27 protein-coding genes are annotated in these 25617 nt (G+C 62.4%); 15 read left to right on the top strand and 12 right to left on the bottom strand.

Annotation, left to right across the window (positions count from 1 at the left end; translation table 11 throughout):
* Positions 1–20: 20 nt before the first annotated feature.
* The 6 genes from ABIE40_RS19650 to pcaD form a co-directional block, all read right to left on the bottom strand.
* Complete coding sequence (locus ABIE40_RS19650; protein WP_199625407.1) at positions 21–1070, bottom strand: 3-carboxy-cis,cis-muconate cycloisomerase; 1050 nt, start codon at positions 1068–1070, stop codon at positions 21–23.
* 95 nt (positions 1071–1165) lie between these two features.
* Positions 1166–2335 (bottom strand): acyltransferase family protein, encoded by a 1170-nt coding sequence (locus ABIE40_RS19645; RefSeq protein WP_199625406.1) that lies wholly within the window; start codon positions 2333–2335, stop codon positions 1166–1168.
* Between the two features lie 186 nt (positions 2336–2521).
* Positions 2522–3136 carry a protocatechuate 3,4-dioxygenase subunit alpha gene (pcaG, locus tag ABIE40_RS19640; RefSeq protein ID WP_199625405.1) on the bottom strand — a complete coding sequence of 205 codons (615 nt, stop codon included), beginning with the start codon at positions 3134–3136 and terminating at the stop codon, positions 2522–2524.
* On the bottom strand, positions 3136–3885 hold the full coding sequence (pcaH, locus tag ABIE40_RS19635) for a protocatechuate 3,4-dioxygenase subunit beta (protein ID WP_199625404.1): 750 nt from the start codon (positions 3883–3885) through the stop codon (positions 3136–3138). The genes pcaG and pcaH overlap by 1 nt, the downstream gene beginning before the upstream one ends.
* Before the next feature lie 9 nt (positions 3886–3894).
* On the bottom strand, positions 3895–4299 hold the full coding sequence (pcaC, locus tag ABIE40_RS19630; protein ID WP_112712285.1) for a 4-carboxymuconolactone decarboxylase: 405 nt from the start codon (positions 4297–4299) through the stop codon (positions 3895–3897).
* On the bottom strand, positions 4296–5105 hold the full coding sequence (pcaD, locus tag ABIE40_RS19625) for a 3-oxoadipate enol-lactonase (protein WP_199625403.1): 810 nt from the start codon (positions 5103–5105) through the stop codon (positions 4296–4298). Before pcaD ends, pcaC begins: the two co-directional genes overlap by 4 nt.
* A gap of 93 nt (positions 5106–5198) precedes the next feature.
* Between pcaD and pcaQ the strand changes: the two genes are divergently transcribed.
* On the top strand, positions 5199–6125 hold the full coding sequence (gene pcaQ, locus ABIE40_RS19620; RefSeq protein WP_130283567.1) for a pca operon transcription factor PcaQ: 927 nt from the start codon (positions 5199–5201) through the stop codon (positions 6123–6125).
* A 2-nt stretch (positions 6126–6127) separates the two neighbouring features.
* Here pcaQ and ABIE40_RS19615 read toward each other — a convergent pair whose 3' ends face one another.
* Together ABIE40_RS19615 and ABIE40_RS19610 are read right to left on the bottom strand one after the other, a co-directional pair.
* Positions 6128–6775, bottom strand: coding sequence for an NrsF family protein (locus ABIE40_RS19615; RefSeq protein WP_199625402.1), 648 nt, complete (start codon positions 6773–6775; stop codon positions 6128–6130).
* On the bottom strand, positions 6772–7353 hold the full coding sequence (locus ABIE40_RS19610; RefSeq protein ID WP_199625401.1) for a sigma-70 family RNA polymerase sigma factor: 582 nt from the start codon (positions 7351–7353) through the stop codon (positions 6772–6774). The genes ABIE40_RS19615 and ABIE40_RS19610 overlap by 4 nt, the downstream gene beginning before the upstream one ends.
* 156 nt (positions 7354–7509) lie before the next feature.
* On the opposite strand from ABIE40_RS19610, the gene ABIE40_RS19605 reads away from it, so the two are divergent.
* The 3 genes from ABIE40_RS19605 to ABIE40_RS19595 all read left to right on the top strand — a co-directional run bounded on the left by ABIE40_RS19605 (position 7510) and on the right by ABIE40_RS19595 (position 10702).
* Entirely contained in the window at positions 7510–8292 is a 783-nt protein-coding gene (locus ABIE40_RS19605; protein WP_199625400.1) for an alpha/beta fold hydrolase, read from the top strand.
* A gap of 240 nt (positions 8293–8532) precedes the next feature.
* Positions 8533–10455, top strand: a complete 1923-nt coding sequence (locus tag ABIE40_RS19600) for a hypothetical protein (protein ID WP_199625399.1) — start codon at positions 8533–8535, stop codon at positions 10453–10455.
* A gap of 28 nt (positions 10456–10483) precedes the next feature.
* Positions 10484–10702 carry a hypothetical protein gene (locus tag ABIE40_RS19595; protein ID WP_112712271.1) on the top strand — a complete coding sequence of 73 codons (219 nt, stop codon included), beginning with the start codon at positions 10484–10486 and terminating at the stop codon, positions 10700–10702.
* Positions 10703–10821: 119 nt separating this feature from the next.
* Here ABIE40_RS19595 and ABIE40_RS19590 read toward each other — a convergent pair whose 3' ends face one another.
* On the bottom strand, positions 10822–11268 hold the full coding sequence (locus tag ABIE40_RS19590; RefSeq protein ID WP_130283577.1) for a GNAT family N-acetyltransferase: 447 nt from the start codon (positions 11266–11268) through the stop codon (positions 10822–10824).
* Between the two features lie 231 nt (positions 11269–11499).
* Here ABIE40_RS19590 and ABIE40_RS19585 point away from each other — a divergent pair, with 231 nt between their 5' ends.
* A complete protein-coding gene (locus ABIE40_RS19585) occupies positions 11500–12375 on the top strand; it encodes an NAD(P)-dependent oxidoreductase (protein ID WP_199625398.1) in 876 nt (291 codons plus the stop codon).
* Here ABIE40_RS19585 and ABIE40_RS19580 read toward each other — a convergent pair.
* Complete coding sequence (locus ABIE40_RS19580; protein WP_112712649.1) at positions 12372–13895, bottom strand: adenylate/guanylate cyclase domain-containing protein; 1524 nt, start codon at positions 13893–13895, stop codon at positions 12372–12374. The two genes, ABIE40_RS19585 and ABIE40_RS19580, sit on opposite strands and share 4 nt — an antisense overlap.
* A 248-nt stretch (positions 13896–14143) precedes the next feature.
* Positions 14144–15316, bottom strand: a complete 1173-nt coding sequence (gene pobA / locus ABIE40_RS19575) for a 4-hydroxybenzoate 3-monooxygenase (protein WP_199625397.1) — start codon at positions 15314–15316, stop codon at positions 14144–14146.
* A 110-nt stretch (positions 15317–15426) separates the two neighbouring features.
* Between pobA and ABIE40_RS19570 the strand changes: the two genes are divergently transcribed.
* Positions 15427–16308 (top strand): helix-turn-helix domain-containing protein, encoded by an 882-nt coding sequence (locus ABIE40_RS19570; protein ID WP_199625396.1) that lies wholly within the window; start codon positions 15427–15429, stop codon positions 16306–16308.
* Here the strand turns inward: ABIE40_RS19570 and ABIE40_RS19565 are convergent, their stop codons facing one another.
* Positions 16309–17064, bottom strand: a complete 756-nt coding sequence (locus ABIE40_RS19565; protein WP_199625395.1) for an IclR family transcriptional regulator — start codon at positions 17062–17064, stop codon at positions 16309–16311. It lies immediately after the preceding gene.
* A 153-nt stretch (positions 17065–17217) separates the two neighbouring features.
* Between ABIE40_RS19565 and ABIE40_RS19560 the strand changes: the two genes are divergently transcribed.
* From ABIE40_RS19560 to ku, 9 genes are all read left to right on the top strand, one after another.
* The gene (locus tag ABIE40_RS19560) at positions 17218–17925 is read left to right on the top strand and encodes a 3-oxoacid CoA-transferase subunit A (RefSeq protein WP_199625394.1); all 708 of its coding nucleotides are present in this window, start codon (positions 17218–17220) and stop codon (positions 17923–17925) included.
* Positions 17922–18611, top strand: a complete 690-nt coding sequence (locus ABIE40_RS19555; RefSeq protein WP_199625393.1) for a CoA transferase subunit B — start codon at positions 17922–17924, stop codon at positions 18609–18611. The genes ABIE40_RS19560 and ABIE40_RS19555 overlap by 4 nt, the downstream gene beginning before the upstream one ends.
* A gap of 11 nt (positions 18612–18622) precedes the next feature.
* The gene (gene pcaF / locus ABIE40_RS19550; protein WP_199625392.1) at positions 18623–19828 is read left to right on the top strand and encodes a 3-oxoadipyl-CoA thiolase; all 1206 of its coding nucleotides are present in this window, start codon (positions 18623–18625) and stop codon (positions 19826–19828) included.
* Between the two features lie 103 nt (positions 19829–19931).
* On the top strand, positions 19932–20726 hold the full coding sequence (locus ABIE40_RS19545; RefSeq protein WP_130283593.1) for an SDR family NAD(P)-dependent oxidoreductase: 795 nt from the start codon (positions 19932–19934) through the stop codon (positions 20724–20726).
* 271 nt (positions 20727–20997) lie between these two features.
* Positions 20998–23151: a glycogen debranching protein GlgX gene (glgX, locus tag ABIE40_RS19540; RefSeq protein WP_199625391.1), complete on the top strand. Its 2154-nt coding sequence runs from the start codon at positions 20998–21000 to the stop codon at positions 23149–23151.
* 18 nt (positions 23152–23169) lie between these two features.
* Positions 23170–24192 carry a DNA topoisomerase IB gene (locus ABIE40_RS19535; protein WP_199625390.1) on the top strand — a complete coding sequence of 341 codons (1023 nt, stop codon included), beginning with the start codon at positions 23170–23172 and terminating at the stop codon, positions 24190–24192.
* A 264-nt stretch (positions 24193–24456) separates the two neighbouring features.
* Entirely contained in the window at positions 24457–24726 is a 270-nt protein-coding gene (locus ABIE40_RS19530) for a hypothetical protein (protein WP_112712251.1), read from the top strand.
* Positions 24727–24741: 15 nt separating this feature from the next.
* Complete coding sequence (locus ABIE40_RS19525; RefSeq protein WP_112712249.1) at positions 24742–24972, top strand: DUF2188 domain-containing protein; 231 nt, start codon at positions 24742–24744, stop codon at positions 24970–24972.
* Between the two features lie 28 nt (positions 24973–25000).
* Positions 25001–25617, top strand: a 617-nt coding sequence (ku, locus tag ABIE40_RS19520; protein WP_354541086.1) for a non-homologous end joining protein Ku, incomplete at its 3' end; no start/stop codon positions are given.

Raw genomic sequence — 25617 nt, 5'->3', positions numbered from 1 at the left:
CAGAATGCATGTTGTAATGGTTATGGATTGACGGCGCCAAGCCGATTTATGTTGTTCGCCAGTTCGCGCGCAAGGCGTAGTGCGGCTCCCGTGGCGATCGCCATCTGTGGCAGCACCAGCCATTCAAGCGTCCAGGCGGCACCCGAGCGTTCCTGCTCGTGGATCATCGACTGGTGGATCGCCGAAATCTGCGTAGCGTTGAAGCGTGCCAGCGCCACCAGCGTTTCGGCCGCGACCGGGTTCTGCTTGTGCGCCATGGCGGACGAGCCTCCGCCGCCGCTGAGCGCGATCTCGTCGCCCGCCTGCGCCATCAGCGCGATGTCCTGGCCGAATTTGCCGAGACTGCCGGAGATCAATGCGAGAAGATTGGCAAATTCGGCAATGATGCCCCGCTGGCTCTGCCACTGCGGCAGGTCGGCAAGGCCGAGCTCCTGCGCCAGCGAGCTGCGCACCGCAGCCGCCTTGCCACCGAATTTCTCGAGAATTCCAGCCGCACCGCCGAACTGCAGCGGGAAGCGCAGCTCCGTCAGCTTCTCGCGATAGCCATCGAAGGGATTACGCCAGGCGCGCAGCCGGTCGGCGACGGTGATCGGGATTGCCGCCTGCATCCGCGTGCGGCCCATCAGCGGCCGGCTGCCAAAGGTCTGGTGCAGCTCAGCGAGACGGACCTCGATTGCGGTCAGATGGGCCGCGAAAACGAAGGCGACCGGCTTCAGGCGAAGCATCAGGCTGGTGTCGATCACGTCCTGGCTGGTGGCGCCGATATGAACCTGCGTGCCAGCCTCTCCCGCGGCTGCGCGCAGCTGGCGCACGAGTTCCGGGATGACGACACCGTCGCGCGCCGTGGCCGTACGCAGGCTGCCGATATCGGGCGCGAAACTTGCGCAGGCGGACGAGATGGTTTCGGCCGCCGCAAGCGGAATGATGTCATGCGCGGCCTGCGCCCGCGCGAGCGCAGCCTCGAATTGCAGCATGGCGCGGATATCCGCTTCGCCGCTGAAATAGGCTGCGGTCTCCTCATCGCCGAGGAGACCGGAGAGGAAGGGGTGGTCGAAGGCAATTGCGCTCACTGTTCGTCTCTTCTTGGCTTGCCGGCTTCCTGCCGCCTTGAAGCGGCAGAAAGCCTTGTGCCCGTCGAGACGTCAAGTGCCGGAAGGCGGGATGCCTATGCCTTGGCTGGCTTCTCGACCGGCAAGATTGTCGTATCGGCGTTCTCGTCGACGCCGCGCGCCTTGGCGACGAAGGAGAACTTCTTGCGCATGCCGAGAATGGGTTTCTCGATCATGTGCCAGGAAATCACCGCAACCGTCATCGCCGCGCAGATGCCGATCGCATAGAGCGCCAGCGCGCCGACCTTCGGCGCCAGGAAGATGCCGGGCGCCAGGCCGATCAGGATCTGCAGGAAGGGGTCGTGATAGAGATAGACGCCGTAGGAATAGTCGCCCTTGTGAAACACCGAAGGCAGCGGTACCGGCGTCAGGCCGATGAAGACGGTGATGTAGACGAGCGCCGGGATGACGATGATCCGGTTGGGAACGGTCTCGACCGACGGGCTGCTCAGGACGAATATCGCGGCGATGGCGATCACCGCGCTGATGACGAGAAGGACGCGGCTGTGCGGGATCACTTCACGCAGTTGATAGGCCAGGATGCCGAGCAGGAAGGCGAAGACCAGCTGGGCGCCGCGGCTGACGAAGAAGGTGCTGAGCACGAGATTGACGCGGTAGGGCAGGTGATGCCCGTAGAGCTGCACGACAATGCCCATGACGATGAAGGCGGCTGTCAGCGCTGCGGTCTTCTGCCAGGATTTGACGATCGAGGTGATCATCAGGCCGGACATGATGATGTAGCAGAAGATTTCCCAGGGAACTGTCCAAAGCGCGCCGTTCACCCGGTGCGTCGGATTGTTCTCGAAGACACCCGGCAGGCTGTAGTGGATCCAGCCGACGATGTTCAGGAAATATTTGAAGAAATCGGCGCTGCCGAAATAGTAGGTCAGGGCCACCGGCGTCACCAGCGGACCGATGATCAGCGCGCAGACGACGATATCGACGGCAAGGGCCGGCACGATGCGCAGACCACGATTGAGCAGGAAGTTCTTGAGACTGAGGCGCTGGGCACTGCCCGCGATCAGGAAGCCGCTCAGCGCAAAGAACATCGGAACGAGTGCATATTCCGCAAACCAGAGCGGGCTGGAGCGGAAGAATTCATCGTTTCCGGTCAGAAGGAAGCTGTGTGAAAAAACGATCGTAAAGGCGAGAGCGATTCTCAAAAAGTCGAAGCCTGGACCGAGGCCCTTATGCGCCGCCAGGACGTGTCCGAAAGTCTTCTGCATGTTTCCACCATCAACGTTCAGCCCGTCCTTTTCATATCGCGGCGCAACATGAATGCCAACCCGCTTTACGCAGGTGCAGCATGCGAAATATATTAGAGGTTGTGTTTAGAGCTGCGCGTGCTTAACGAAAAACGTTTGCCAGCGGATTTCCGTCATCCGTCCAAAATCCGCCAGCAGTAATGCCTGTCAAATATCCAGGAAGACTGTCTCGTTTTCTCCCTGCAGCCGGATATCGAACGTATAGGTTGAGCCGTCGCGTGCGGCAATAAGTGTCGCCACGCGGTCGCGATGCTCGATGCGCATCAGCAGCGGATCGGCATTGTTGGCCTCTGATTCTTCGGGGAAATACATGCGCGTGTGCAGGCCGAGATTGATGCCGCGCGCTACGATCCAGAAGGTGATGTGCGGCGCTTGCTTGCGCCCGTCCTTGAACGGCACCTTGCCGGGCTTGATGGTCTCGAAGCTGTAGACGCCGTCTTCGGCGCGCGTCGGGCAGCGGCCCCAGCCGGTGAAATTCGGATCGGCGGTGCCGCGCATTTCCGAAGGGCTGTTATAGAGCCCGGCGCCATCGGCCTGCCAGATCTCGATGACGGCGTCGCGCACTAGAGCACCGGCACCGTCGAAGATACGGCCGGTCACCGTGATCCGCTCGCCTGTCGTCTTGTCATTGACCATCGCGGTGCCGAGATCGCCTTCGTAGACACCCGTGATGTCGCAGAAGTTCGGCGTCAGGCCGATATGGACGTAAGGTCCTGCCGTCTGCGAAGGGGTTTCCTTGAGATAGCGCAGATCCTGGGCCATCAGTTGCCCTCCAGCTTGTTTTCGAACATCGTCGAGCGGCGGCCGCGCAGCACGATGTCGAACTTGTAGGCGCGGCTGTCCATGGGGATGGTATTGCCCCAGTCCATCGGCGCGATCAGCTGCTCGATCGCTGCCTTGTCGGCAATGGTACCGACGATCGGACACTTCCAGATCATCGGATCGCCCTCGAAATACATCTGGGTGATCAGCCGCTGGGAAAAGCCCTGGCCGAAGACCGAGAAGTGGATATGGGCCGGGCGCCAGTCGTTGACGCCATTCGGCCAGGGATAGGCGCCGGGCCGCACGGTGCGGAAGTAGTAGCGGCCTTCCTCGTCGGTGATCGCGCGGCCGCAGCCGCCGAAATTCGGATCGATCGCCGCCAGATAGCTTTCCTTCTTGTGGCGGTAGCGCCCGCCAGCATTGGCCTGCCAGAATTCGACGAGAACGCCGGCCTGTGGGCGTCCGCGCTCGTCGAGCACCTGCCCGTGGACGATGATGCGTTCGCCTATCGCGCTCTCGCCTGATTTGGCGTAGTTATGGATCAGGTCGTTATCGAGTTCGCCGATCATGCCGTGGCCGAAGACCGGGCCGGTGATCTCTGAAATCGTGCCGTCGAGCGACAGCAGCGCGCGCTGCGGCGAGCGCAGGATCGAGGTCTTGTATCCCGGCGCGAATGCCGGCGGATGCCAGGCGTGGTCGCGGGCGAAAAAGGCGCCGGTTTCGGGCTTGCGGTTCGGTATGTCGGACATGGCTTCCTCTTATGCCGCCTTCCCGGCGTCCATCTGTTCGAAGACCTGCTTGGCGATCTTGATCGCATGATTGGCGGCCGGCACGCCGGCATAGATCGCCACATGCAGCAGCGCCTCGCAGACATCGTCGCGGCTGGCGCCGGTATTGACGGTGGCGCGCACGTGCATGGCGACTTCATCGTCCTGCCCGAGTGCGGCGAGCAGCGCGATCGTCACGATCGAGCGCTCGCGCTTCGTCAGCCCCGGCCGTGACCAGACATGTCCCCAGGCGGCTTCGGTGATCAGGTCCTGGAACGGCTTGTCGAAATCCGTCGATCCGGCCTCGGCGCGGTCGACATGGCTGTCGCCGAGAACGGCGCGGCGCGTCGCCATGCCCTGCTTGTGGCGCTCGGACGGGCGCGAACTGTCACTCATGGGCTCTTTTCTCCATGCAATGCGAAATCGATGAATGCGCGGATCAGCGCGGTCAGCGCCTCTGGCTGCTCGACGCAGGGCATGTGCCCGGCATCGCGGATGATCTCGTAGCGGGCGTTGGGAATCAGCTGTGCCAGCGACTTGACGAGATCGGGCGGCGTCGAGCCGTCCTGATCGCCGACGATGCAGATCGCCGGTACGGCGATAGTCTTTGCCACCTCGGTGAAATCGGCCTCACGCACGGCCGCGCAGGTCGCGACGTAACCGGCGACCGGCTGGCGCACCAGCATGTTGCAATAGCCGTTATAGGCAGTGTTTTCAGGACGTCGGAAAGCCGGTGTGAACCAGCGCTCCATGATGGGGTCACACATGCTGGCGATGCCATCCTTCTCGATGGCGGAGATGCGGCTGTTCCAAGTCTCGGCGGTGCCGATCTTGTGGGCGGTGTCGCAGAGGATCAGGGCGCTGACGAGATCGGGGCGCTGCTGGTAGAGCGACTGCGCGATCAGGCCGCCGACCGAGAGGCCGCAGATGATCGCCTTCTTGATCTCAAGTGTCTCCAACAGGCCGATCAGATCGGAGGCATGATCCTCTATCGAATAGGGCGTCTGGCCGACATCGGAGAGGCCGTGGCCGCGCTTGTCATAGAGCAGGATGGCGAAATCGCCTGCCAGCCGGACAATGACATCGCGCCAGATGCGGAAATCGGTGCCGAGCGAATTGGCGAAGACAAGCACGGGCTTGTCGGCGGGGCCGCCGATAACCTGATAGTGAATGGCGATGTCGTTGACGCGGGCAAACTGCACTGGAAACTCCTCCGGACAGGAAATTGAATGTTTAATCTGGTTAGGTAAAATGATATTTCGTGGCTTTCCGATAACTCCGGAGTTATGTGATCGATGATCGACAGCCGCATAAAGTTCCGCCATCTGCAGACCTTTGTCGAGGTCGCGCGCCAGAAAAGCGTGATGAAGGCGGCTGAGCTGCTGCATGTCAGCCAGCCCGCCGTGACCAAGACGATCCGCGAACTGGAGGAGGTTCTGGGCGTCGAAGTCTTCGAGCGCGACGGCCGCGGCATCAAGATCACCCGCTACGGCGAAGTGTTTCTGAAACATGCCGGAGCGGCGCTGACGGCGCTGCGCCAGGGGCTGGATTCGGTGACGCAGGAGCGTGTCGGCGATGCGCCGCCGATCCGCGTCGGCGCGCTGCCAACGGTGTCGACGCGGATCATGCCGCGGGCGATGGAGCTGTTTCTCAAGGAGAATACCTGGAGCCGCCTGAAGATCGTCACGGGCGAAAATGCTGTTCTACTTGAGCAGTTGAGGGTCGGGGATCTCGACCTCGTGGTCGGGCGTCTCGCCGGCGCTGAAAAGATGGCCGGGTTCTCCTTCGAGCATCTCTACTCGGAGCAGGTGGTGTTTGCCGTTCGCGCCGGTCATCCGCTGCTGAAGACGAGGCAGTCGCATTTCAATGCGCTCGGCGATTACACGATCCTGATGCCGACGCGCGCCTCGATCATCCGCCCCTTCGTCGAGAGCTTCCTGATCGCCAATGGCGTGCCCAGCCTGCCGAACCAGATCGAGACGGTCTCCGACAGCTTCGGCCGCGCCTTCGTGCGCTCAAGCGATGCGGTCTGGATCATCTCGACCGGCGTCGTTGCCAAGGATGTCGAGGATGGCGTTCTCGCCGTGTTGCCGATCGATACCAGCGAGACCAAGGGACCAGTCGGCCTGACGATGCGGACCGACGCGATACCGTCGCTACCGCTGTCGATCCTGATGCAGACGATCCGCGAAGCGGCCGACGAGGTGTCGGCCAAGGCCTGATCCTACCAGGCAAGCGCCTTGCGGCCGATCAGGGCGCCGAGCGTCGCGACGATGACGATCGCCAGCCCGTACCAGATGGCGACGAACAGCGCGCCATCATTCTTGCAGACGAAGGCATAGGCGGCCCCGCCGATCGTCCCGGCAAGGAAGCCTGCCGCAAGCCCGGCCCGCAGCGGCTGCACCGGCACGCCGCGTTTCAGAACGCCCAGTCCGGCGGCGAGCGCCGGCAAGGACAGGAGAACGATCGCGCCGACGCAGCTCGGCACCGCGCCGCCATGACGGCCGAGAAGCGGGAAACCGGAACTGTCGAGCGCAAGGCCCATGGCGAGCACCAGGAAGCCCGGAATGAGCATCATCCAGGCAGAACTGCCGGTGCCCGGCTCGGCGGCGCGGCGAACCAGCGCCAGGCCGCCTGCGGCAAGCAGCAACATCGTTGCGAATTTGAACAGGAACGGCGTGCCGGCGAGCACGGCAGGCAGATTGGGGCGGATGCCGAAGACGCCGAGCGCCAGCGCGATCGACAGCATCAGCGAGAAACCGGCGGCAAGCAGCAGTAGGCGATGGAAGCGCAGGCCCTGCGGCGGCTCCTTCTCGGTCGCTTCGCGCGCCAGGCTGCGGATGAGCGCGGATGTGTCTTGGGCGGATTTCATGATTTGCCTTTTCTTGCATAGCCGGACGCCGGATCGGCAAAGGCCGTCAGGCGCTGCAGGGCGCGATGCAGGGTGACGCGGACCGCACCCTCGCTGGTCTTCAACCGTTCCGCCGTCTCGCGAACGGACTGCCCCTCGATCGCCAGGGACGAGACGACGTCGCGCTGCCCGGAGGAGAGGCTGGCAAGCGCCCTGTCCATGTCTGGCATATGGCGGTCGCCCTGATCGGGCGCGGCGATGACATCGGAGAGCTCGTCCAGCGTCAAATCGCAGCGGTGGCGGGCCTCGCGGCTACGCTTGCGCATCGCGTCGCCGATCTTGTAGCGGACGATCGCGTGCAGCCAGGGCAGGAACGGCCGGCTGTCGTCCCAGCGGTCGCGCATCATGTGCAGGCCGAGCAACGCTTCCTGGACGATATCCTCCGTCTGATCGGTGCCCATGCCGAGCCGCGACAGCCTGCGCCCGACGAGCACGCGCAGCGTCCGCCCGATATCTTCGAGCAGCGCTTCGTAGGCTCCGGTATTGCCGCCGCGGGCGGCGCGCATGGCGTCCGCCCAGGTGTCTTCGCGAGGGGTCATGATCGTCTTTTCGCTGTTGCCAGCGTTTCGTTACACGGGCTGATGAAAAAATTGAGGCCGTCACAAAAGCGTGATCATGTTGCGCCCCGCGGCTGCCGGTCGAATAGGGTTTTGAAGCGACGTGCTTCATCACGAAAACGATACGGACGTCAGATCATGAACATCTTCCAGAAGGCCGCCTTTGCCGCGGCAACATTCATCGCCGCAGTCTCTTTTGCTGGTGCCTCCTCTGCTGCCAATCAGGCGCCGGTCAAGGCGCGCAACGTCGTCCTCGTCCACGGAGCCTATGCCGACGGCTCCAGCTGGTCGAAGGTCATCCCGCTGCTGCAAAAGGCCGGGCTGCATGTCACCTCGGTCCAGAACCCACTCACCTCCTTTGCCGACGACGTCGCCGCGACCAAGCGGGCTCTCGCCCTGCAGGACGGCCCGACCGTGCTTGTCGGCCATTCCTATGCCGGCATGGTGGTCAGCGAGACGGGCGTCGACCCGAAGGTTTCGGCACTGGTCTATCTGGCCGCCCGCGCGCCGGATGCCGGCGAGGACTATCCGACACTCGCCGCCAAGTTCCCGGCTCCCCCGGCAAGCAAGGGGCTGGTTCATAACGGCGGTTTCGCCCAGCTCAGCGAAGATGCCTTCGTGCATGACTTCGCCGGTGACCTGAGCCACAAGGACGCGCTGGCGCTCTATGCCGTACAGGGCCCGATCTCCGATACGCTCTTTGCCGCGAAGACGACGCAGGCTGCCTGGAAGACCAAGCCGAGCTGGTATGCCGTTTCCAAGAACGACCGCACCACCAATCCGGACCTTGAGCGCTTCCTTGCTAAGCGCATGAACGCCACCACGGTGGAGCTGAATTCGAGCCATGTGTCGCTGATTTCGCACCCGCGCGAGGTTGCCAACCTGATCCTCGCAGCCGCCGGTTACCCGGTTAAGAAGTAGCCCGTTTGGGCCGGGCATGCGCCTCATGCGGGTCGTGCCCGGCCATTTCACCAACTCGCGGCTGAGTAATCGTCATGTGTGCGCTGCACAACAGTTGAATTCGCGCGCATATTAAGCCAAACTCATATCTCCTGACCGCTTGGCAAGCGCTTGCTTTGCTGAGCGTTATTCGTATTTTGGTTGCATAATTGTCTCGCATGAGAGATGCGACTCGGGGCGGCGCGCAACTCATAGGTTAAAATGGCTTTTATCGTCGAAACGTTCGGACGCTTGCGGCTTGCCGACGCGGAAGGCAACGATATCGCTTTCCCGGAAAAAGGCCTGCTCCTGATCGCCTACCTGCTGACGCTCGATAAGAACGCCGCACACCGCACCATGGCCGCCGATTTCCTGTGGGGCAACGAGGACAAGGCCGTCTCGCTTTCCAACCTGCGCAAGACGATCTCGCGCATCAAGGCGCGCCAGGACCAGCTCGGCGCCCAGTTCCTGATCTTCACCGATACCGCCGTCTCGCTCGACCCGGCTTCGCTGACCGCCGACTTCACCGATCTGCCGCTTCCCGGCGATGCGATGCCACGGCTTGCGAAACTGACCAAGGCGATGAGCCATCCCTTTCTCGGTCAGGTGAATTGCCAGAGCGGCGTGTTCGAGACCTGGCAGAAGGATCAGATCTACCGCCATTCCGGCCTGCTTCAGGATGCGCTGAAAGCGGTTTCGCTACCGGTCGAGTCCACCGAGGATTGGGAAATCCTGCGCAAGGCCGGTCTCCTCGTCTTCCGCGACGAGCCGAAGGATTCCGACATTCTTCGCCTGCTGCTCGAAATCTTCGATGCGCAGGAGGAGGTTGATTATATCCGGGATTATATCGAGCGGCGCAAAAGCTCGATCTCGCGCGGCCTCGAAGCCGTGGCACCGAACGGTGCGAACGGCCAGCACAAGGTCGAAGCGCGCCCGGCTACGGCCAATGACGGCATCGACGCGTTGCCGCTCAACAAGATCGGCCGCCCGGCAATTCCGCGGCTCGTATTGCTGCCGCCGCGCAATCTCTCCAGCAATCCGCAATCGATCCTGATCGCCGCCTCGCTGATCGAGGACATCACCATCGGCTTCTGCGCCTTCAACAGCCTGCAGGTGATCGCCCCGCATTCGGCCGTGCAGATCGGCCATCAGAACGAGGACCAGTCGGCCTTCTTCGAACGCCACTCGGTCAATTACGTGCTGGATACGCAGATCACTGGCTTCGACGAGGTCAAGCTGTTTGCCCAGCTGATCTTCTTCGACGATAACCAGATCGTCTGGGCCGAGCGGTTCAGCCTCAGCCAAGCCGACCTGCTGCGCGACCGCCGGGTGATCTCGCGCCGGGTGGCGCTGTCGGTCTCCAGCGAGATCGAGCGCCACGAGGCGACGCGCTCCTACCTGGAGCTCAATCCCGCCGCCTATCACCAATATCTGGTCGGCAAGCAATATCTCGGCCGGCTGACGCTGCCGAACCTGCGCCGTGCCCGCAAGGAGATGCGCGCTGCGCTGAAGGCGACGCCGGATTTTGCTCCGGCGCTGAGCTCGACGGCGCGCACCTATTCGAAGGAATGGCTGCTGACCGCCCGCGGCGACATGGAACTGCTGAAATCGGCCGAGGAATTCGCGACGAAATCGATCGAGGCCCGCAACGATCTGGCCGACGGCTACCGCGAATTCGGCGTCGCCAAGCTGCTGCAGGGCGCTTTCGACGAAAGCGCCGAGGCGATGGAAGTGGCCGAAACGCTCTCGCCGCATTATGCCGACGTCATCGCCGACCATGCTGATACGCTGGTTCACTGCTCGCGCCCCGGCATGGCGCTGCAGAAGATCGAGCGGGCGATCGAGCTCAATCCGCTGAGCCCGGATCCCTATCTCTGGACTGCGGCCGGCGCCAACTATGCGCTGGGCGAATTCTCGGCTTCACTGGACTATATCAGCCAGATGAGCGATCCGAGCCTGGCAGACAGGCTTGCGGCCGCCAGCTGGGCGATGCTCGGCAACAAGGACAAGGCGCGTGTCCTCGTTCGCCGTGTCCGCGAGGCCAATCCGAACTTCGATGTCGATAAATGGTTGTCCGCCGTTCCGAGCAAGGAACAGTGGCATAAAGACCTTTATCGCGAAGGACTGAAGAAGGCAGGCTTTTAACATCAACTCTGGAAGAGGGAATTGCAGCATGACTAAGGTTGTTGTGATCAGTGTTGAAGGTGAAAAAGGGCTTTGGGTGGCGGATCTCGGCCGCGGGACGGTGACGCCGCTCAGCGTACCGAAGGCGGGCGCGCTGGCGGAGGCGGCGGCGCTTGCGGCGCGGGGCAGCGTCATCACCAAGGGCGTCAATCTGGCTGTCGCCGTGAAATCCGCCGATTCCGTTGCCGCCGGCCATTACGACGGCTGATATCGACTGATTGAGTTCTGGGATTTTGAGGTGCGGGCGGCGATCGTGTTGCCCGCCGCTTTCGCGCGTCCGGACGGTAGCCATCGAGGCCAGATCCGGTCTGCTGCGCGAAGGCGTGTCTACTTCAGCGGCTTCGAGTAGATGCGGTGATTGGGAGACTGCTTGTAGCTCGCGGACCGGTAATAGTCCGCGGCGACGCCCTCGTTCTGCGACAAGAGCCAGGTGCTGGAGAAGCCGCTGGCCAAGGCTTCCTGTTCGAGAAGCTTCAACAGTGTGGTGCCGATGCCCTTGCCCTGGTGAGCGGGCATGACGGCGATTTCGGGAATGTAGAGCATGCAGCCGGTGGCCGCCGTGTGCGGATAGCCGATGGCGAAGCCGTGCAGATCGTCGCCATCCAGCGCGCCGACGCCCATCCAGCCTGGCGTCGTCGACAGCTCGACCATGCGGGCAGTCGCCCGCTCGATCGACCAATGTTCGTGCCAGGGTTCGGCGCTATAGGCTTCGACGATGATGGCGGCGCCGAGAAGCGCCTGATCTTTATTGATCCGCTTGAAAACGACTGTCATGGCCACTGTCTAACGAAGCACCGCAAGGGCTATGTAATGATGATGAGTATTATGCGCACCGGTCCTAAACAACTGGTTGCTGTATTTTTTACCGCTGAATTGTGGTCTAAAGTTGTGATTTCAATGACGCTACACGTCTTTATTTTCGCCAGCCTTCATCGACCCGGCACTAACGTTCAAGACAGCCCGGTCCACGCCCGCGCATAGTCCTCTCGAATGGGAGGACAAGCCATGCGGATAGGGTTCATCGGGCTCGGGATCATGGGCACGCCGATGGCACTCAATCTGGTGCGCTCGGGCCAGCCGCTCACCGTCTGGAACCGCTCGGCGGACAAGGCCGAGCCGCTGCGGCAGGCCGGGGCCGAGGTTGCCGCGAGCGCAGGCGAGGTCTTCACCCAGGCCGATGCGATCATCCTGATGCTGGCGACGCAGGCGGCGATCGACGACGTGCTCGGCCGCGGCTCCGCTCTCTTTGCCGAACGTGTCCGTGGCCGCACGCTGATCCATATGGGCACGACCGCGCCGGAATTTTCCAAGGCTCTGGAAAGCGATATCCGCGCCGCGGGCGGGTTCTACGTCGAGGCGCCGGTTTCCGGCTCGCGCCTGCCGGCCGAGGCCGGCGAACTCGTTGCGATGCTTGCCGGGGAGAGTGATGTCGTCGAGCGCATCCGGCCGCTGCTCTCGCCGATGTGCCGCGATGCGATCGCCTGCGGTCCGGTGCCGAATGCGCTGCTGATGAAGCTCGCCGTCAACATCTTCCTGATCTCGACGGTGACGGGACTGGCGGAAGCCGCCAATTTCGCCGCCAGCCAGGGGCTCGACATGCAGCTCTTCAAGCGGATCGCCGATGGCGGCCAGATGGCGAGCGGCATATCGAGGATCAAGACCGGCAAGCTCGCCGATGAGGATTTCGCGCCGCAGGCGGCGATCGCCGACGTCTTGAAGAACAACCGGCTGGTCGTCGATGCCGCCCGCGCGATCGGCACGCCGGTGCCGTTGCTCGATATCTGCGGCGATCTCTATGCGGAAGCCGTGGAGATGGGCCTCGGCGCCCTCGATATGGCCGCCGTTATCAAGGCGATCGCTGCCCGTGCACCGAAATCCTAGGCTGGTTTCTCGGCAGGCGTTTCCACCGCGGCCAATGCCTCCATCAGCGCCGCCTTCACCTTGTTCCTTTCGGCCGGTTCCAGCTGCGACATGTTGAGATGCAGGTCGAGACCGGCGAAATGCTCGCTCATCACCCGCGTATGGCCGTCGCCGCCGACAAGCAGGCCCTGCACCTCGTAGGGCACGATATCGCGCTGAATGCCCTTCATGGTGATCGGTGTCAGCGGCACGGCCTCTACGATGTCCTCGACCAGCGCGTAGGTCTCGTAGCTCATGACGATCTTGCCGCCTTCGGCGATCGACTGCAGCCGCGCCGCTAGATTGGCCTCGGCGCCGATGATCGTATAGTCCATGCGGTCGGTGCTGCCGAAATTGCCGACATTGCAGTAGCCGCTATTGATGCCCATGCGCACGATGAAGGGCTCGGCCGTGCCATCACGGCGCCATTTCGCCTTCAACTCGCCGAGGCGCTGCTGCATGTCGACGGCCATGCGCAGGCAGGCCTTGGCATCCTCCACCGCGCCCTTGGTCTCGGGATCGCCGAAGAAGACGAGGATCGCGTCGCCGATGAACTTGTCGACGGTGCCGCCATGCTTCAGCGCGATCTTCGACATTTCCGTCAGATACTCGTTCAGCATCTCCGTCAGCGCTTCCGGCTGCAGCCGCTCGGTCGTGGCGGTAAAGTCCTTGATATCGGAGAAGAAGATCGTCAGCCGCTTGCGCTCGGTCTGGATGACGACGTCGCGCTGGCCGCTGAAAATGCTCTTGTAGATCTGCGGCGAGAGATAACGCGAGATCTTCAACGAGATGCTGGCCAGGAATTCGTTGGTGGATTCGAGGTCGTGGTTGAAGGCATGGAGAAGCGAAGCCTGACGGCGCTGCATGACGATGAAGGAGGCGCCGAGCACCGCGACGCAGATGAAATAGGCAAGCAGATACTTGAAGGCGAAGATGTTGGCCGCAAAGGGCTGGCGGATGATCACCTCCTGAATGCCACGGACATCGCCGACCTTCCAGTCGGTCTTCGGGCTTTCAGGGTGCGTGTTGTGGCAGGCCACGCAAGGCGGCCCCATCAGAACCGGGGTCACCAGCCGGAAGACATTGGTGAAGCCGGAGCGCTTGTTTTCCGTCAGCGTCTGTTTCGGATTGCTCCTGAGGGCGGTCAGCGCATCGCTCTCGAACTTGTCGAGATCGTGCGACGCCCGGTTCTTGAAGGGAAGGTCGGAGACAAAGCGATAGGTGATATTCGCCTGCTGTTCCTTGATGACATCGCCGAGCTCCAGCGATAGCGTCGCCGGGATCGGCACGGCGCCCGGAATATTCGCATAGTTGTGCGATACGGCGGTTCGCTCTTCCTGTCCGGCTGTGTGGGCCGCCAGAATCCGGCCGACGACATTGGTGGCATAGTAGGACCGGATGCTGGTGATCAGCGAGCTCATGTCCTGCGCCTGGCGATGGACGGCATCGCGCGACAGGGTGCTGACATCGAGCCAGGCGGCAAGCGGCAGGCCGGCCAGCATGATCAGCGTCACCAGACCGACCAGATAGGCGTTCTTGCGCGCCGTCGAAATTTCCTGTTCCCGCGTCTCCACGATCTGCCCCGCTCGCTGACCGGTGTTCAAAACCCAACGGTCACAGGATCGGACATCGTATTTCAGTTGTCGAGCATATTCATCGGCGCGTTGCCTGTTGTGGTGAAGCGGCGGCGGGAACGCATGAGACGCCGCCGCTTCCAGGCTGCCTTCCGTGGATCGCGAAAGGCATCAGGCTAGTAGGGGAGACCCACGTAGTTTTCGGCGAGCGCCGTAGCGGCAGCTGTGGAATGGGTGAGATAATCGAGCTCGGCCTCCTGGATCTTCTGGCCGAAATCGCCGGTGTCCGGGAAGCTGTGCAGCATCGTCGTCATCCACCAGGAGAAGCGGACTGCCTTCCAGACCCGCGATAGAGCCCGGCCGGAATAGGCATCGATCCCGGCGCTGGAGCGTTCGCCATAATATTCCGCGAGGCCGGAGAAGAGGTAATGCACATCGCTCGCCGCAAGGTTCAGCCCCTTGGCGCCCGTCGGCGGCACGATATGGGCAGCATCACCGACCAGGAACAGGCGCCCGAACCGCATCGGCTCGGCAACGAAGGAGCGCAGCGGCGCGATCGACTTCTCGAAGGACGGCGCGGTCTGCAGCGCCTCGGCGTGGTGTGTGGGCAGGCGGCTGCGCAGTTCGTCCCAGAAGCGCTCGTCGCTCCAGTCTTCGATCTTCTCGTCGAGTGGACACTGGATGTAATAGCGGCTGCGGCTTTCCGAGCGCATCGAACAGAGTGCGAAGCCGCGCGGATGATTGGCATAGATCAGCTCGTGGCTGACAGGCGCGACGTCGGCGAGAATGCCGAGCCAGCCGAAGGGATAGACCTTCTCGAAGGTGCGGATCGCCGATGCGGGCACCGCCTTGCGGCTGGCGCCATGAAAGCCGTCGCAGCCGGCGATGAAATCGCAATCGATGCGATGGGTGATGCCGTCTGTCTGGTATGTCAGGTAGGGCGTTTCACCATCGAAATCATGCGGAGTGACATTGGCCGCGTCATAGATCGTCGCCGCACCACTTGCTTCGCGATGCTCCATCAGATCGCGCGTCAGCTCGGTCTGTCCATAGACCATGACCCGCTTGCCGCCGGTGAGGCCGTGCAGATCGATGCGGTGATCGCGGCCGTCGAAGGCGAGCGAAAAGCCGTCATGCGGCAGCCCCTCGGCATGCATGCGCGCGCCTGACTTCGCCTGATCCATCAGGCCGACCGTGCCTTCTTCCAGCACACCGGCGCGCACGCGCCCGAGAATGTAATCCTTGCCGACGCGATCGAGGATGACGTTGTCGATCCCGGCTTCCGTCAGCAACTGGCCGAGCAGCAGGCCCGACGGGCCTGAGCCGATGATGGCGACTTTGGTGCGCATGTTTCCTCCTGGCGTCCTCTTCCTGCAATTCTGTGAAGAGGGGCGGTCCGGGGCAATGGACATTTCAGGCCAGAAATTGCACTAATCGAACATCGAAGGAGGCGGCAGCGATGACGAAGTTCGTCCCGACCTATGAGCTCTATGGTGAAAATTCCGGGCGAAAGCCGGATTTCTGGCTGCATTGCGAAACAATTCCCTCACGCAGCAGCCTGCATCACTGGGAGATCAAGCTGCATCGCCATGAGAGCTTTTTCCAGATTTTGTACATCAGTGCCGGATCGGGGGATGCGATCTTCGGCGCCGAGCATCATCAGATCGCGGCCGACACCGTCATCACCGTGCCGCCCGGCCTCACACACGGCTTCCGCTTCTCGAGGGACATCGACGGCTTCGTCATCACCGTGCTCGCCTCGCACCTGAAGGCGCTGCCGGGCGGCCGCAGCCCGCTCGGCGAATGGCTCGCCCATCCGCATCTGACCGTGCTCGACAGGAATAATCCCGATGCCGCCTATGCCGGACAGACGCTGTCGCGCCTCGGCGCCGAATTCGCCACCCGCAACAGCGGCCGCACGGATTTGCTCGAAGCCTATGTGACGATCGCACTGCAGCTGACGATGCGGCTTTCCGGACGCGCTGCGGGTGAGGGGGCAGACGAAAACGGCCGGCGCATGGAGCGGTTGAACGGCCTGATCCAGCAGCATCTGCGCAGCCACAAGCCCGCCGCCTTCTATGCCACCGAACTCGGCATCTCGCCGACCCATCTCAACCGCATCGTCAAGGCGGCGACCGGCCTCGGTACGCACGAGATGATCGCCCAGCGGCTTGCCGACGAAGCAAAGCGCGAACTGGTCTTCACCTTCGGCAGCGCCCAGGAAATCAGCTACCGCCTCGGCTTCGCCGATCCCGCCTATTTCTCCCGCTTCTTCGTGAAGCAGACGGGCCAGACACCGCGCGCATGGCGCTTGGCGGAGCGAGCGAAGCTCGGGATGTGATCAGCGCAGGACGAGCCGAAGGGCGGCCTGCGTTTCCTTCATCAGCAGCAGATAGCGCGTCACCATTTCGTCAGCCGAAGCATGCGCCGCCGGGGCGCCGATATTCAGCGCGCAGATCAGCTGGCCGCGGTCGTTCTCGACGGGGACGGCGATGGAGCAGAGGCCGAGTTCGAGTTCCTGATCGATGACCGCATAGCCCTGGGCGCGGACGCGCTGGAATTCGGCGATCAGTTTCTCGGGGTCGGTGAGCGTGCGCGGCGTATTCGCCTTGAGATCGCTGCGGGCAAGAATGGCGCGCGCCTCGGCTTCGGGGAGTGCAGCCAGCAGAACCCGGCCCATCGAAGCGCAATAGGCGGGCAGGCGGCTCCCCGGCGTCAGGTTGATCGACATCACCCGCCTCTGCGAGGCCCGGGCGATATAGAGGATCTCAGTGCCGTCGAGCACCGAGGCCGAGGCGCTCTGCCCTGCCTTTTCCGACAGCAGATCGAGATGCGGCTGCAGGATGGCGGGCAGCGGCGTCGCCGAGAGATAGGCGTGCCCCAGCCGCAACACCTTCGGCGTCAGCGTGAAGAACTTGCCGTCGTAATCGGCATAGCCAAGCTCTGAGAGCGTCAAAAGCGACCGCCGCACCGTCGCGCGGTCGAGCTCGGTCAGCTTGGCGGCATCGGTGATCGAGAGACGCTGATGCATCTCGCCAAAGGCCTCGATGACCTTCAGCCCCCTCGCAAACCCGCTGACGAAGTCCGTTTCGCGCATGCCATACCTCGTTTGTTCTCAAAGAATACGATGTGCGATATGCGAACAAATGTCAAATAACGCACAATTTGCTTGCCTGCCCCGCCGTTGCGGACTTATCCATTCCGCCTGAGGCGGGAGATCCCCGCGATACCAGGCGAGGAGATATCCGGCATGGACAAGACGATCCGGAGCGCGGCCGACGCCGTATCCGATATTGGTGATGGCGCCGTCGTGATGATTGGCGGGTTCGGCGGATCGGGTGCTCCGATCGAGCTTATTCATGCGCTGATCGACAAGGGGCCGAAGAACCTTACCGTCATCAACAACAATGCCGGCAACGGCCGGATCGGTATTGCGGCGATGATCGATGCCGGGATGGTCAGGAAGATGATCTGCTCCTTCCCGCGCTCGTCCGATCCGCGGGCTTTCACCGACAAGTATCTGGCGGGCGAGATCGAGCTTGAGCTGGTGCCGCAGGGTACACTTGCCGAGCGCATCCGCGCCGGTGGTGCCGGGATTCCGGCCTTCTATACACCGACGACCTACGGAACCGAGCTCGCCGAAGGCAAGCCGATCGCCGAGTTCGATGGCAGGCATTACGTGCAGGAGCGCTGGTTGAAGGCCGATTTCGCGATCGTCAAGGCGCAGTTCGGCGATACCCATGGCAACCTCACCTACAATAAGGCTGGCCGCAACTTTAACCCGCTGATGTGCATGGCGGCGGCGAAGACGATCGCCCAGGTCTCGAAGTTGGTGCCCGCGGGCGGCATCGATCCGGAACAGGTAGTGACGCCAGGGATCTTCGTCGATGGCGTCGTCGAGATCGCCAATCCGCAACAGGAAGAAGAGCTCATTCGAGCCGGAGTGGCCTACGTATGACACTCGATACCCGCGAAGACATCAAGCTTTCCAACGCCCAGATCGCCTGGCGCGCCGCCCAGGACATTACCGACGGCGCCTATGTGAACCTCGGCATCGGCTTCCCCGAAATGGTGGCCCGCTACCAGCCCGAAGGGCGCGAGGCGATCTTTCATACGGAAAACGGCATCCTGAATTTCGGCGAGGCGCCGCCCGCCGGTGAAGAGGATTGGGATCTGATCAATGCCGGCAAACGGGCGGTGACGCTGAAGCCGGGTGCAGCCTTCTTCCACCATGCCGACAGCTTCGCCATGGTGCGCGGCGGCCATCTGGATATCGCCATCCTCGGCGCCTATCAGGTTTCGGAAAACGGCGATCTCGCCAACTGGCGGGTCGGCTCCAAGGGCGTCCCGGCAGTCGGCGGAGCGATGGATCTCGTCCATGGCGCCAAGCAGGTCTGCGTCATCACCGAGCATGTGACCAAGAACGGCGAGCCGAAGCTGGTCGAGAAATGCACCTTTCCGCTGACCGGTGTCGGCTGCATCACCCGCGTCTATACGAGCCATGCCGTGATCGACATCGTCAAGGGCCGCTTCGTGCTGCGCGAGAAGCTTGCCGCCATGTCGGTCGAGGAACTGCAGGCAATGACCGGCGCAAAACTGCATATCGAAGGCCCGGTTGCCGATCTCGCCGTGCCCGAGCTGTAAGGAGTTCACCGATGGCTGAAGCTTTCATCTGCGATTACATCCGCACGCCGATCGGCCGCTTCGGCGGCTCGCTCTCCTCCGTCCGCGCCGACGATCTCGGCGCCGTGCCCCTGAAGGCGCTGATGGAGCGCAATGCTTCCGTTGACTGGGATGCCGTCGACGACGTCATCTTCGGCTGCGCCAACCAGGCGGGCGAGGACAACCGCAACGTTGCGCGCATGTCGCTGCTGCTGGCCGGTCTGCCGCTCGGCGTATCAGGTACCACGATCAACCGCCTCTGCGGTTCTGGCATGGATGCCGTCATCACGGCGGCGCGGGCGATCCGCGCGGGCGACGCGGAGCTGATGATCGCGGGCGGTGTCGAGAGCATGTCGCGGGCGCCTTTCGTCATGCCGAAGGCCGATACGGCCTTTTCGCGCAATGCCGAAATCTACGACACGACGATCGGCTGGCGCTTCGTCAATCCGGTGATGAAGAAGCAGTACGGCGTCGATTCCATGCCGGAGACCGGCGAGAATGTCGCCGAAGATTACAAGGTGAGCCGTGAGGATCAGGACGCCTTTGCCGTTCGCTCGCAGGCAAAAGCTGCGGCCTCCCAGGCAAGCGGCCGGCTCGGCAAGGAGATCACCGCCGTCACCATCCCGCAGCGTAAGGGCGATTCCATCGTCGTCGACAGGGACGAGCATCCGCGCGCGACCTCGATGGAGGCGCTTGCCAAGCTCGGAACGCCCTTCAAGAAGGAGGGCGGGACTGTCACCGCCGGCAACGCATCGGGCGTGAACGACGGCGCTGCGGCGCTGATCATCGCCTCGGAAGCGGCGGCGAAGAAATACGGTCTCAGGCCGATCGCCCGCATTCTCGGCGGTGCGGCTGGCGGTGTTCCGCCGCGTATCATGGGTATCGGTCCGGTTCCGGCATCGCGCAGGCTGATGGACCGTCTTGGCATGAAGCAGGAGCAGTTCGACGTCATCGAGCTCAACGAGGCCTTCGCCTCGCAGGGGCTGGCGGTGCTGCGCGAGCTCGGGATTGGCGATGACGATGGCCGCGTGAACCGCAATGGCGGCGCCATCGCGCTCGGCCATCCGCTCGGCATGTCGGGCGCCCGCATCACCGGCACGGCGGCACTCGAACTTGCCGAAACCGGTGGCCGCTATTCGCTCTCGACCATGTGCATTGGCGTCGGGCAGGGGATTTCAGTGGCACTTGAGCGCGTCTGATCCGATACAAATTCCCGTGTCCGGCATTGCAGTTGGCGGACACGGCCTGCTAAGACTCCCTCATATCATTACCATGCAATTGTTTTAGGGAGGCTTTGCAGCCATGGCTGATCTTGCTCAATCACTCGCGTCCATCAAGCTGCCGGATCTGGCCGGCAAGGCCGTGCTCATCACCGGCGCATCGACCGGCATCGGCGCCGCTCTCGCCCGTGCTTTCGCCGCACAGGGCATGAAAGTCGGCATCCACTACAATGCCAGCCGCGAGCCGGCCGAAAAGCTCGCCGAAGAAATCCGTGCGACAGGTGCTACGGTCCATCTGGTACATGGCGACGTTTCCAGGGAAGGCGAGACGGAGCGCGTTGTCGAGGAGACGGCCAAGACCTTCGGCCATCTCGACGGCCTGATCAACAATGCCGGCGGCATGCTCGGCCGCAAGCCGACGTCGGAATATACCGACGAGCATTACGACAAGGTGATGAACCTCAACGCCCGCTCGGTGCTGGCAGCAGTGCGCGCCGCCCATCCCTGGCTGAAGAAGCAGGGCGGCTTCATCATCAACACCACCTCGATCGCCGCCCGCAACGGCGGCGGCAACGGCGCGATCCTTTACGCGGCATCCAAGGGCTTCGTCTCGACGATCACCCGCGGCCACGCCAAGGAATTCGTACCCGATCGCATCCGCGTCAACGCGGTCGCACCCGGCGTCATCGCCACGCCCTTCCACGAGCGCTATACCAATGACGAGCAGATGGAGCTGCAGCGCAAGTCGATCCCGATGGGCTTTGTCGGCACCTCGGAAGATTGCGTCGGCGCGTATCTCTTCCTGGCCTCGCCGACGCTGTCGGGCTACATCACCGGCCAGATCATCGAGGTCAATGGCGGCCAGCTGATGCCTTAATCGGCGCTTCCTCTCGCCGATATTTTGCACTGCACAAGGGAACCTTCGGGTTCCCTTCACGTTTCGAGGATTGGGGGAAGGCGATCGCCGTTCCTGTACCTTCGAGACGGACGATCATGTTCAAGCCAAGCCACTTTCATCGCTGTGCCGGGCGTTATTGCCGGACGCAGTGTTTTGTTGTGCCTGCAGATTGAACCGCCTGTCCGGCTCGCCTGCTGTCATGGCAGCGAAACCATTTAGTGAAGCGATATAAAGGATGGGCGACACAAAGATGAGCTATTCATTCTCGGAACTCGATTTCCTCAAGCCTGAACTTGGCGCAGAATATACAGGCTCCGGGACGCATTTTGCAGTCTATTCCGCCCATGCCGAGCAGATGGAGCTCTGCCTCTTCTCCGCCGACGGCAAGAAAGAAGAAGCACGCCTGCCGTTGCCGAAACGCGAAGGCGATATCTGGTCGGGCTATATCGCCGGCGTCGGGCCGGGCACCGTCTATGGCTACCGCGCCCACGGCCCCTATGATCCCAAGAACGGCCATCGCTTCAATCCCAACAAGCTGCTGCTCGATCCCTACGCAAAACAGGTGGTCGGCGATCTCAAGTGGGACGATGCGCTCTACGGCTACACGATCGGCAAGGACGATCTTTCCTTCGACGAGCGCGACAGCGCCCCCTTCATGGTCAAGGGCGTTGTGCAGGATCCGGATTTCGATTGGGACGGCGATCAGGCGATCCGCCGCCCGTGGACGGAGACGATCGTCTACGAGGCGCATGTGCGCGGCATGACCATGACCCATCCGAAGGTGCCGGATCATCTGCGCGGCACGTTCCTCGGCATGGCGAGCGAGCCGATCATCGAGCATCTGACGAAGCTCGGCGTTTCCGCCATTGAATTGCTGCCGATCCAGTTCTTCCCGAACGATCGCTATCTCGAAGAGAAGAACCTGACGAATTACTGGGGCTACCAGACGCTCGGCTTCTTTGCCCCGCAGTCGCGCTATCTCTCCAGCGACAAGATCACCGAGATCAAGACGATGGTGCGCAAGTTCCATGCGGCCGGGATCGAAGTGATCATGGACGTCGTCTACAACCACACCGCCGAAGGCAGCGAGCGCGGCCCGACGCTCTCCTTCCGCGGCCTCGATAATGCGAGCTACTACATTCTCTCACCCGACGACGCGCGCCACACCTTCGACACGACAGGCACCGGCAACACGCTGAACATCGCCAATCCGATGGTCATGCGCATGGTGCTCGACAGCCTGCGTTATTGGGTGGGCGTCATGCATATCGACGGCTTCCGCTTCGATCTGGCGAGCACGCTCGGCCGCCAGGATCTGGAATTCGACCGCCAGGGCATCTTCTTCAGCGCCATCCGCCAGGATCCGATCCTCGCCGGCGTCAAGCTGATAGCCGAGCCGTGGGATGTCGGCGAGGGCGGCTATCAGGTCGGCGGCTTCCCGCATCCCTTCCGCGAATGGAACGACAAGTTCCGTGACGATGTCCGTCGCTTCTGGAAGGGCGATGGCGGCCTCGTCTCCAGCCTGTCGCAGCGCATCACCGGCTCTGCCGTCCAGTTCAATCATTCCGACCGCGGCGCCACCTCCTCGGTCAACTTGCTCTCCGCCCATGACGGCTTCACGCTGATGGACACCGTGTCCTTCAACGACAAGCACAACGACGCGAATGGCGAGGACAATAACGACGGCCATTCCGACAATCATTCGGACAATATGGGTGCCGAAGGTGCGACGGATGATCAGGGCATCAACGACAACCGCGCCCGCCGCCGCCGCAATATGATGGCGACGCTGATGCTGTCACAGGGCGTGCCGATGATCGTCGCCGGTGACGAGATCGGCAACAGCCAGCATGGCAACAATAATGCCTATTGCCAGGACAACGAGATCGGCTGGATCGATTGGAGTGGCCTTGACGACCCGTTCCTGGCCTTCTGCCAGAAGATGATCGCACTCCGCAAAGCGTATCCCGAACTGCGTCAGGAGCGTTTCCTCACCGGCGAGACCAGCGAGGATGGCCGTATCGAGATCGCCTGGTACAAGCACGACGGCACCTTCATGGACGACGGCGCCTGGAACGACGGCGAGCTTCGCGTCCTCGGCGTCTATATCTCCCGCAGCGTCCATACGCCCGACAGCGAGAAGATGGACGGCCTCTTCATGCTGTTCAATGCCGGTGGCGATTGCGAGATCAGCCTGCCTGAGGTGAACGGCATTGATCACTGGCAACGGCTGGTCGAGACCGGCGCCGACGATGCCTTCGAGATCATCGATGTCGATAGCCCGATCACGCTCTACCGCGAAAGCGTCGCCGTCTTTGCGCCGAAGGGCGCGACGGAGCCGCCGAAAGAGGCAGACACGGCCGAGCGCCGCCGCTGGTTCAACTTCGGCCGCAAGCCGAAATGATGGGCCACCGATAGCGCGATGAATGCGGACGCGATTGCCGATCTCGGCCTGATCTATGTGAGCGATACCGAGCCCGGCATTCGCCGCAGCCGGAAGGGCAAGGGCTTCTGCTACCGGCTGCCTGACGGCAAGCTGGTTGCCGACCCGGAACTGAAGGACCGCATTGCTGCGCTCGGCCTGCCGCCCGCCTATGACGATGTGTGGATCTGCCTGCAGGAAAACGGTCACCTGCAGGCCACCGGCTACGATGCCCGCGGGCGGAAGCAGTACCGTTATCACAAGGATTGGAACGCCTTTCGCAGCGTCGAGAAGTTCCATCAGCTGATCGAGTTCGGCCAGGCATTGCCGAAAATCCGCCGGCAGGCGCTGAGGGATCTCGACACCGGCGTCGACGATATCAGGGGCATCCTGGCGGCGCTGACGACGCTGCTCGACGAGGCGCATCTGCGCGTCGGCAATCAGGCCTATGTCAAGGAAAATGGAAGCTACGGTGCCACCACGCTGCTCAAGCGCCATATCAAGCTCAACGACGGGAAGATCGAGCTGAAGTTCCGCGCCAAGGGCGGCAAGCGGGTGCAGCGCAGCCTCAAGCATCCGCGCCTGCAGAAGATACTGGAAGAGATCGCCGATCTTCCCGGCCGCCAGCTCTTCGTCTGGAAAGATGAGACGGGATCGCTGAAGCCCGTCGAGTCCGGGCGCTTGAACGGCTATCTCGCCGAGATCTCCGGCATTGCCATCTCTGCCAAGACGTTCCGGACATGGGCCGGATCGCTTGCCGGTTTCGGCGTGGCGCGAAGCGCGATCCTCGAAGGGCGGCGCCCGACCGTGAAGGAGATGGCGGAGGCTTCAGCCGAGGTGCTGCACAACACGCCGGCGATCTCGCGCTCCAGCTATATCCATCCGCGCGTCATCGCTCTGGCCGATCGCGATCGCGAAATTCCGGAGGATATGGCCGAGGCGGCGGCACCGCTGCGCGGTCTTCGCGCTGAGGAAAACCGGCTGCTGGATTTCCTGATGCGCGAAGCAGGAATGAGCGTCTGAGGCATGGCTGGCGAAAAAAGCCCGCGCCGGGTGGACGCGGGCTTCTCAGGTGACAGGAGGTCCACCAAGGGCGGCCCGGTTCTGTCGCCGGCCTTCCTCGATTGCTCCGCTCTGCGAGCCGCACGTGGCTGGCGCTCTGCAAAGCGCAGGTTGCAGGGGAAGAACAGTTGAAGCCGCCGATCGTTCCGCAATTTCTGGACGGAACAATTTCTCTTACATCACGTTTCAAAGCTTGATCGGGAGCAATTCTGAAAGGGCGTTCCTATGCCGAATGTTCGTAAGGTCTCGGAAAAGAACCAGAAGTTCGATCCGCGTGACCGGCTGATCATTGCGCTCTATGCGCAATTGAAGGCCGAACGCGAGACAAGGGAGACGCTCGAATGGGTCATCCGCAACGGAGGGCTGTCCGACGCGGTGCTTGAGGCGATCGCCTCCGATCCTGTCCGGCCGGTGACCAGCGACGAGATCGCTTCCGTCGAAAAGATCATAGCTTTGGACGAGCGCCGCAAGGGCGCTCCACGCGACTACGACTGAAGAGAGGAGAAAAAGATGGTCGACATTACCTATCAGATCGTGCCGCATGATGAAGGCTGGGCCTACAAGCTCGGCGATACGATATCCGAAACCTATGCGACGGCGGAGGAAGCCGCCGATCGCGCCAGGAGCGCCGCATCGCGGCAGAAGATCGGCGATGGCGATGCTTTGCTCGCTTATCCGGCTCCTGATGGCGGTTGGCAGTTCCAGCCCCTTGAAACTGACAGAAGCGGTAGCAGACTCTGATAGGATAACTGTAGCGTAGGAGAGTGACATGGCGGCGCGGGCAAGCTGGAAAGGCCATCTGAAGATTGGCGACCTTGTCTGCGGCGTCGGTCTCTACACCGCCATCTCATCCTCCGACCGCCTGTCCTTCAACATCATCAACCGCAAGACCGGCCACCGCGTCGAGCGGCAGTTCGTCGATAGCGAAACCGGAAAGCCCGTCGATCGCGAGGATCAGGTGAAGGGCTACCGGATGGACAATGGCGACTATATCGTCATCGAAGGCAACGAGATCGCCAGCGTCATGCCCGACAGCGACAAGGTGATGGGTGTCCAGAGCTTCATTCCCCTGGCGGAGATCGACAAGCTCTATTTCGACCGGCCCTACTATCTTGCCCCCATTGAAGATCACGATGCCGAAGCCCTCGGCCTGATCATGCGCAGCATGCGCGACAACAAGGTCGCCGCGCTCGCCCAGGCGGTGCTGTTTCGCCGTAACCGGACATTGCTGATCCGCGCGCAGGACGACCACGTCATCGCCACCATGCTGAATTTCGACTACGAGGTTCGCTCCGCCGAGACCGTCTTTAAGGACATCCCGGACATCAAGTTCGACAAGGAAATGCTGGAGCTCGCCGGCCATATCATCGGCACCAAGAAGGGCAG

It is taken from the genome of Rhizobium sp. OAE497, from assembly GCF_040546565.1.
GTDB lineage: Bacteria > Pseudomonadota > Alphaproteobacteria > Rhizobiales > Rhizobiaceae > Rhizobium.
Note: the sequence above shows the minus strand (reverse complement) of the source record. Positions and strands in the feature narration are given on the sequence as shown.